Below are 8995 nucleotides of genomic sequence, written 5' to 3' on the forward strand. Positions count from 1 at the left end.
TACCAATTATGGAGGAAATTGTCAATCAGGACAAGCGTGCGGAACTGGTTCGGATGCTGGCGAAACTGCCGTTTCAGTTATCTTCATTTCGGCATGATATGTTTTGATCAGAATCATGGCTGGTGAATAACGAGCATCATACACCGTGATTATGCGTTAGCAACCGTATAATTTCTTTATCATTCATACTATATCATGTTATATCTACGAAACCTTTGATGTTAAGTATGCGTTTATGTTGCCACGGTGATCCTCCAGAGCTCATGTGGAGGAAGAAGGCTGTCCCCCGGTTGAATTCGGGAGGGCTTCTGTTCTACTCTTAGAGGAAGCATATGGGCGAAATCAATACATCTTATAGCGTTTTTTCGGGCCGGAAGCACATGGGGTCAGGTCTTTGAAAAAGAGACGCCAGCATTTTCTCGTCGCCCTGATACTTGTTTCATTTTTGCTTCTTGGTCTCGGGCTGTGTGTTTTTCTGGTCACCGAAGTCCCTTCTGTGGTGGCTTTGAAGAATCTCACCAACAAACCCACGAGTTCGATTTACGGCGCACACGACGAGCTTGTTTACGTGATAGTGCCTGACAATCGTGTTTTTGTTCCGTACGACAAGATTCCCCGATACGTGAGAGACGCATTCCTGGCTGCAGAGGATGCAGAATTTTTTAAGCATGGCGCAGTCAGCCCTCTGAGTATAGCAAGGGCGCTTTTCAAGAATGTAGTGCACGGCAGGGTTGTGCAGGGCGGGAGCACCATAACTCAGCAGGTTGTTAAATCGCTCATCCTCGGGCCGGAGCGCAGCATGCTTCGGAAAGTCAGGGAAGGAATACTTGCGTACCGTCTTGAACGAAACCTCACAAAACATGAAATACTCAATTTATACCTGAATAACATCTACATGGGGCAGGGGGTTTACGGTGTCGAGGCGGCGTCACAGGTCTACTTTGGCAAGCACATCTGGCAGATTTCCAGGGCAGAAGCCGCACTGCTTGCAGGTCTGGTTCAGAGCCCGGCTCGTTACACACCCAAGAACCACCCCGGACTCGCGCGACTAAGGCAGGAGTATGTGATAGATCAGATGGAGAAAAAAGATTTTGTGAGCAAAAAAACGGCAATGTCAATGCTTAATGAAAAGATCTATATACGGGAAGATGACGGAGTTTTTGCAGACAGCTACTTCAAGAACACGGTGATGCGTTCGGTGGAGGAGAAGTTCGGTAAAGGTGTTTTTAACCGAAGGCAGCTCAAGGTTTACGCCACCGTGGACGGCTCTTTGCAAAAACAGGCCGAAGAATCCATCAAGAGGGGTCTCGCTAACTATGATCAGCGCAAAGGCGCGCCCGTTGTGGTCGCGCGGCTTGAAAAGAAGCGCTGGGAGAGCTTCGGGACCGGCCAGGAGAAGGATATACACTTTGAGGGACTCAAAGCGGGTAAGTCTTACACCGTGCTCATTACCGAGAAGATGGCCGACGGTTACGCAGTCGTGCTGGGAAAACAGAAGGGTCTGCTCAAGGCGTCGGACGCTGTTTTTCGTCCGGGTGACGTGGTGAGAGGAACCTACAGGGGGCTGGACAAAAAGAAGCTCCTGCAATTTGTCCCCTTAAAATCGTCGGGGGCAGAGGGGGCTCTGCTCTGCATGGATGTAAATACGGGCTACGTTCTGGCGCTGGTGGGAGGAAGAAGCGCGGAGAAGAGCCCTTATAACCGGGCGATACAGGCGAAAGTGCAGCCGGGAAGCGCCTTCAAGCCTTTCATTTACCTCGCTGCCCTGGAGAAAGGCTATTCCCCTGACTCGACTATACTCGATGAGCCGAAGGCATACGCCGGCGCCGAAGGGAAGGCATGGACACCCCGGAACTATGATAATGTGTACATGGGCCCAATCAGCCTCAAGGATGCCATTGCCTACTCGAAGAATGCGGCAACCGTACGGCTCCTGGAAGACGTCGGCATCGACTCGGTCCGCCGCGCAATGGAAAGCCTAGGTATTTCCGCAGACATAGAGAGTGATCTCTCCATAGCCCTCGGCACGTCGAATGTTACCCTCATGGACCTCGTGAAGGGTTTTTCGGCGTTCGCCAACGGTGGCTTCCGAGTACAGCCTCTTTTCATCCGGAGAATAGAAGATGAAAAAGGGACGATCCTCGAGAGCAATGAGCCGAACAAAAGCCGCGCAATCTCGCCCGAGATAGCGTATCAGATGAATATGCTCTTGAAGGGCGTGACAACGTACGGCACTGCAAAAGAGGCGAGCCGGCTCGGGTACCCGGTTGCAGGCAAGACAGGCACCACCAGCAGTTTCTACGACGCGTTGTTTGTTGGGTATTCGCCTTTTATATGCACGGGAGTATGGGTCGGATTCGACACGAGGACCTCTCTTGGCAAGGCAGAGAGCGGCGGCAGGGTCTCCCTGCCTGTCTGGATGAATTTCATGGCGGGGGCGCTTCGGCGCTACCCGCCTGACGATTTTACAGCGCCTCCTCCGCCTGTACCAGCTGTACCCGTGCCAGGTGTGCCCGCAGAACCCGAGAACCCTATGCAGCCAGGTAGCCGGTGGTTTTGATGCACGCATTTTGGATCTGCGGTCTTGACCCCTCGACCAAAGCGGTTTAACTTATAATAAGTTTCTTCGGTCTTCAAGCGGAGAAGATATATTTCGTGTGGTTCAGCGCCAAGGCTGGAGGCGGTTCTTTGTTGAGAGTGTTGTGAAGGTTTACCTGGTAACGTACAATGCCGATCAGAATGATGCCGTGCTCTCAGCTTTCGAAAAAGCGCAGATTGATCTCTACCCTCTCCCGGAGAAGAACAAGGGACGCGGCCGTACTACTCGCGGCGGTCAGCATGACAAGCAGGTGTGGACGGGAACTAAGGCCATGGTAGCCCTTGCGGTAGGCCAGGAAAAGGAGAGCAGCCTTTTTAAAGCTCTTCAGGAGATCAACAAAAATTATAAAGAGGCCCAGATCAGGGCTTTCGCGTTCGAGGCGGAGGAACTCTTGTGATTTTATTGATTTTATTCTTTGAGTGAACGGAATTGCATTTTGTTCTTGACATAAATTGACATAATTAGTTTAGTATTGGTTATCCTCCACTCATTGAAATTTGTTGTGATCGGATAACAGACAGGCAATCATGCTTGAATATGTTTCAATCCTCATAATGATGCTTTTTGCCGGTTTCATTGCGGCCTTTATGGTGGGGGCTTCTTACATAATTGGGCCCCGAAGAGCCAGGAAGGTTAAGGCGGCTCCTTACGAGTGCGGCATGACAACCTCCGGACCCACGCGCCGCAGGATGACGATCAGGTATTACATAGTCGCCATGCTCTTTCTGGTGTTCGATCTGGAGATTCTGTTTCTGTATCCATGGGCTGTTATTACGCGGAGATTGGGGCTGTTCGGCTTTGGTGAAATGCTTATTTTCGTTATCATACTTTTCATCGGCTATCTTTACGTTTGGAAGAGAGGGGCGTTGGAATGGGAGTAACCGAGGTGAACAAGAACGTGGTCGTCACAACTGTCGACTACTTTGTAAACTGGGCACGTAAGAACTCTGTGTGGCCCGTCACCTTTGGTCTTGCTTGCTGTGCCCTTGAGATGATGGTTGCCAGTTCTGCCACCTATGATATTGCCAGATTTGGTGCCGAGGTCTTCAGACCCTCTCCGCGCCAGTCAGACCTGATGATTGTGGCAGGCACGGTGACTAAAAAAATGGCGCCCATACTGAAGCGGATCTATGAGCAGATGCCTGAACCAAAGTGGGTGATCGCGCTCGGCTCCTGTGCAACTTGCGGCGGGATTTTCAGAACGTATAGCGTTGTGCAGGGAGTGGACCAGATCGTCCCTGTGGATGTATATGTGCCGGGCTGTCCACCGCGGCCGGAAAGCCTTTTGGCAGGACTGATCAAGCTTCAGGAAAAGATTCAAAAAGAGACCATACTGGAAAGAGAACTGATTTCGCTGCCCAAAATGAGAGGTTGATAGGGTTTGTGGAATATGGTGAAGGGTAGAGTATAGAATGGCAGATGAAACTAAAGATGTTCGAAAAGTAACGGGGAAGCTGATTCGACAGTTCGGCGACAGGATCGTCACCGTTGAAGAACGGACCGGCAGTGCTATCCCCAGTGTCATAGTCGATAAGACGAAGATTCTGGAAGTGCTTTTTTTCCTCAAGACAGATCCCGAGTGCGCCTTCGATATGCTGACGGACCTTTTTGGCGTGGACAACAATAAAGAGAAACCACGTTTCGAGCTGATCTATTTTCTTAACTCGATCAAGCATAGGTACAGACTGGCGGTAAAAGTGGGCCTGGAAGACGGCGAGACGGTTCCCACTGCGTCAGGCATCTGGAAGGCGGCGGAGTGGTTCGAGCGAGAGATCTACGATATGTTCGGTATCCGTTTCGAGGGCCATCCGGACCTGAGGCGGATTCTTCTTGACGATGAGTTTGAGGGACATCCGCTGAGGAAGGATTACCCCTTGGAAGGCCCTGACTTCGACAAACCCTTCAATGTGGAATTGGGTGAGGAGAAATAGTTTGCCGAACCCCAGCGAGCACGGCGACCGGGTACCCGCAGCCGCGGAGCGGTTGGAGGGTGGAGGGGAGGCTCCATGTGGCTTTGCCACTGGAGGGGGCGACGTGAGCCCCATTGAATGTGGAATTGGGGGGACAAGTAGACTTGGCTGAGACCAGGTTCATGACTATTAACATGGGACCGCAGCACCCTGCAACACACGGGGTGCTGAGGATGGTACTGGAACTGGACGGCGAGATAGTCAAAAAGTCTGTGCCTTTCATCGGGTATCTGCACCGGGGCGTGGAGAAGCTTGCGGAGGCCAGGACGTACCATCAGGCACTGACCCTCACCGACAGGCTCGACTACACGAACGGGCTTTCCAACAACCTGGCTTACTGCCTCGCATGCGAGAAGCTCATTGGACTGGAAATACCAAAGCGGGCCCAGTACCTGAGGGTCATTCTTTGCGAGCTGCAGAGACTCGCAGCGCATCTATTGTGGCTTGCGACACACGCTCTGGATATCGGTGCCATGACCGTTCTCTTCTATGCATTCAGGGAAAGAGAGACGATCCTGACCATCGTGGAGAACGTGACCGGAGCACGTCTCACGCCCAGCTATATCAGGATAGGCGGTCTGGCTCAAGATGTCCCGCCTGAGTTTGAGGGTATGGTAAAAGCCTTTATCGAGGAATTTCCCAAGAGAATAGATGAATATGAGACGCTGCTTACCGAGAATATTATCTGGAAAAAAAGGACGCAGAACATCTCACCTCTCTCGGCTGAAGACGCCATAAACTACGGCGTCACCGGGCCTGTGCTCCGGGCCAGCGGCGTCAATTACGATGTGCGCAAAGCGTACCCGTATTCGTCGTACGATGAGTTCGATTTTATAGTGCCCCTCGGCGCGAAGGGTGACGTATACGACCGGTACGTGGTGAGATTACAGGAGATGAGACAATCGGTGAGGATCATCACGCAAGGCCTGGAGAAGCTTCCAGCCGGCTCTGTAAAAGCTGACGCGCTAGGCATTGTGGGTCCGGAAAAGGAAGACGTACAGAAGGACATGGCGGCGCTCATCCGCCATTTCAAAATTATGGAAGAAGGATTCAAGCCGCCTGCAGGTGAGGCGTACGGCGCTGTCGAGTCTCCAAAAGGCGAGCTCGGATTTTACCTGGTGAGCGACGGCTCCAATAAGCCCTTCCGCATGAGGATCAGACCGCCCTCATTTCTCAACCTCGGGGCGGTGCCCAAGATGATCGAGGGGCAGATGGTAGCTGACGTGGTCGCTGCCATCGGAAGCGTTGACATCGTTCTCGGCGAAATCGACAGGTGATACATGGCAGGAGTACTCTTTAGCTACTGGCAGGGGGAGCTCGTTGATAATCGGGGGAAGAGCAGGGAAGAGTTCTCCGCTCCCAAGCGGCTCAGGCTTCCTGAAGAGTTTGCTGCCGGTGAACCGATAAAAGCCTTCATGGGCTGGGATGGTATCGCACTCTTCGATGAGAAGGTGGATATAGTCGACATGTGCGTCAAGTATGTCGAGGCAGTCCAGAAGGAATCGTGCGGCCGATGCCTGCCCTGCAGGATAGGAACGAAGGTAATTCTTGACAGGCTGAAAGCAATTTCTGCCGGGCAGGGTAGTAAGGAAGATCTCGGCTTCATCGAGTCCCTCTCGTCTGAAATCAGACAAGGCTCCAAGTGCCAGATCGGCCAGACAGGATTGGTACCACTGCTACACGCGATGGATCATTTTTCAGAAAGCTTCGAACGATGCATTGCAGGGCAGAAGGCAGTTGGCGGCACCTACCGTGCTTCGGTCACAGCCCCCTGCTTCAGTGTGTGCCCGACCAAGCTGAAAATACCCCACTACGTTGAGGCGATTGCAGAAGGGAGATTCACCGATTCCCTCAGTACAATCCGTGAGGATACGTGCCTCGCGGGCATCCTCGGCAGGGTTTGTGTGCGGCCCTGTGAGTCGAACTGCAGAAGAGCCAATATCGACGAAGCGATTTCGATCAAGTATCTGAAACGCTTCGTTGCAGATTTTGAACTGGAGAAAGAGAAACAGCCCGACATCAAGAGAGCGGCCGCTAATGCTAAAAAGGTCGCCGTGATCGGCGCAGGTCCCGCCGGACTCTCCGTTGCCTATTATCTGGGCCAGATGGGCTATAACGTTACAATCCTCGAGCGCCTTGGCGAGCCGGGCGGCATGGCAGCCGTCGGAATACCAGACTACCGCCTGCCTCGTCCGATAGTCGGTGGCGAAACCGACTTGCTATCAGGCCTCGGCGTGGAGATCAAGTACGGCGTCAACGTGGGAAAGGATGTCACCATGGCCGAACTGCAGAAGGAATATGATGCGATCTTCATCGGTGTCGGCGCGCATGGAAGTTCTCCCATGGGCGTTGATGGTGAGGACAGAGGCTACAGGGGCTTCATACCCGGGGTCAAATATCTGCTCGACGTCAACAACGGAAAAGATCCGTATCCTGAAGGGAAGAAGGTGGTGGTGGTCGGTGGCGGCAACGTGGCCATGGACTGCGTGCGTTCGTCCTTTCGCGTGGGAAAGCCTGACGTAAATCTCGTCTACCGCAGGACCAAAGCGGAGATGCCTGCTGACCCGGTCGAGATCCACGATGCGGAAGAAGAGGGTGTAAAATTCCACTATCTTTGCAATCCCACACGCATCATCGAAAAAGATGGCAAGGTGGTGGCCGTGGAATTGATCCGCATGGAACTGGGCGAACCCGATGCAAGCGGCCGCAGAAGACCGGTTCCTGTGCCCAATTCTGAATTCATCATAGAGACTGATATCCTGATCCCTGCGATCGGGCAGGTGGTCGATTTCGGCTTTCTCGCAGGGATTGAAGGCTTGCAATTGACCAAGTGGAAGACCGTGCAAGTCAATCAGGAAACATTTGAGACCACGGCAAAGGGCATCTTCTCGGCCGGCGACTGCGAGACCGGGCCGGACGTGCTGGTCCGTGCCTGCGGCAACGGGAAACGCGCTGCCTGGAAGATTGATCAGTACCTGCGCGGTGAGCAGGTTGCGCCCCGCGTCGAGGAACGCTTCAATACTTTATTTTCAACCGTGAAGGTCTACCAGAAGGATGAGAACCTCGGCATTACCGGTGGAGACAAGAGACTCCATCTCAGGATGCTGGAACCTGAGACGAGGAAATGGAACTTCGATGAAGTAGAAGAAGGATACAAGGTAAACGAGGCCATGAAGGAGGCGAGCCGCTGTCTGCGCTGCTTCCGCATCGGCATGGTTGCGGTATAAGAGCAGGGTCCAGGAAGAATGATAAAGCTCACGATTAATGGCCGCGCAATAGAGACCGCTCCCGGGAAGACGATCCTGGAGGTTGCGCGAGAAAATAATATCTACATACCGACGCTCTGCTTCCATGAGAATCTTCTGCCCATAGGCTCGTGCCGGCTCTGCATCGTCGAAGTGGAGGGCTATGCCAATCCTGTCGCATCGTGTGTGACCACTGCGGTCGATGGAATCTCTGTGATTACGCACTCTGACAGGCTTTTCAGGATGAGGCAGGATTACCTGAAATTTTTGCTTATCCATCATCCGCTGGAGTGTCCTATCTGTGACGCCGGCGGCGAGTGCCGGCTGCAGGACCTGGTCTTTGAACATCGGCTTGAAAAAGTAGACCTGCACGCAACACGCGAACCAAAGAAGCAGCTCTTCTTTTCCACGCCGCTGATCCGCTATTTTCAGGACAGGTGCGTACTCTGCCTGCGCTGCGTGCATGCGTGCAGAGAAGTGTCGGGCAGGGGCGTGCTCGATCTTGTGGACAATGGCATCGAAGCGAAGATGAAGGTTACGCGGCCGGAAGACTGCATCTCGTGCGGTGAATGCCTGGGTGTCTGCCCGGTCGGTTCGCTGACGGAAAACCTGAGCCCCGTAAAATCAAGGTTCTGGCAGACAGAGAGAACGCGGACTACCTGCCCGCACTGCGGCTTCGGCTGCTCCTTTGACCTGGAAGTTTTTGAGAACCGGTACATTACCAATGTGGTCAGCGACACAGAGCACCTGCCCAATCGCGGTTCTCTCTGCGTTATGGGTCGCTTCGGTTACGATTTTGTTAACCATGAAGCGAAGATGACCGCGGCATGCGTCAGGACAAACGGCACCTCGCGAGCCTGTACCTTTGACGATTCGGTCACCATTGCAGCCGAGAGTATGAAGCGCCTCGACGAAGCCGGAAAAGGCATAGGCTTTCTCGTCTCTTCCCGCGCAACAAACGAGGAAGTGTATCTCATCAAGGAAATAGCAGCGCTCCTCAGCAAGGGCTTCGTGGCGTCACCTGCGTACTACCATACGGGGAAGGTCTTCAATCTTTACAGAGATATGGGCCTTTCAAATCTCTACTCGTACGATGACCTGAAAAAATGCGATCTCATCATCATCGCCGGTGCAAACCTGCTCTCCAATAACCATCTATTGGCAAATAAGGTGCGCGAGGC

8 protein-coding genes are annotated in these 8995 nt (G+C 53.1%); all 8 read left to right on the plus strand.

Features of this window, described 5'->3' with window-relative positions; all coding sequences use genetic code 11:
- The first annotated feature begins 394 nt into the window (after window positions 1-394).
- On the plus strand, window positions 395-2560 hold the full coding sequence (locus VMT71_09000) for a PBP1A family penicillin-binding protein (GenBank protein ID HVN24098.1): 2166 nt from the start codon (window positions 395-397) through the stop codon (window positions 2558-2560).
- Between the two features lie 142 nt (window positions 2561-2702).
- Window positions 2703-2996, plus strand: coding sequence for a hypothetical protein (locus tag VMT71_09005; protein HVN24099.1), 294 nt, complete (start codon window positions 2703-2705; stop codon window positions 2994-2996).
- Between the two features lie 130 nt (window positions 2997-3126).
- Window positions 3127-3480, plus strand: a complete 354-nt coding sequence (locus tag VMT71_09010; protein ID HVN24100.1) for an NADH-quinone oxidoreductase subunit A — start codon at window positions 3127-3129, stop codon at window positions 3478-3480.
- Window positions 3471-3974 (plus strand): NADH-quinone oxidoreductase subunit B family protein, encoded by a 504-nt coding sequence (locus VMT71_09015; GenBank protein ID HVN24101.1) that lies wholly within the window; start codon window positions 3471-3473, stop codon window positions 3972-3974. The genes VMT71_09010 and VMT71_09015 overlap by 10 nt, the downstream gene beginning before the upstream one ends.
- A 37-nt stretch (window positions 3975-4011) precedes the next feature.
- The gene (locus tag VMT71_09020; protein HVN24102.1) at window positions 4012-4530 is read left to right on the plus strand and encodes an NADH-quinone oxidoreductase subunit C; all 519 of its coding nucleotides are present in this window, start codon (window positions 4012-4014) and stop codon (window positions 4528-4530) included.
- Between the two features lie 143 nt (window positions 4531-4673).
- Complete coding sequence (gene nuoD, locus VMT71_09025; GenBank protein HVN24103.1) at window positions 4674-5846, plus strand: NADH dehydrogenase (quinone) subunit D; 1173 nt, start codon at window positions 4674-4676, stop codon at window positions 5844-5846.
- Between the two features lie 3 nt (window positions 5847-5849).
- A complete protein-coding gene (locus VMT71_09030) occupies window positions 5850-7796 on the plus strand; it encodes an FAD-dependent oxidoreductase (protein HVN24104.1) in 1947 nt (648 codons plus the stop codon).
- An 18-nt stretch (window positions 7797-7814) separates the two neighbouring features.
- Window positions 7815-8995, plus strand: a 1181-nt coding sequence (locus tag VMT71_09035; protein HVN24105.1) for a 2Fe-2S iron-sulfur cluster-binding protein, incomplete at its 3' end; no start/stop codon positions are given.

It is taken from the genome of Syntrophorhabdales bacterium (genome assembly GCA_035541455.1).
Classification (GTDB): Bacteria; Desulfobacterota; Syntrophorhabdia; order Syntrophorhabdales; family WCHB1-27; genus JADGQN01.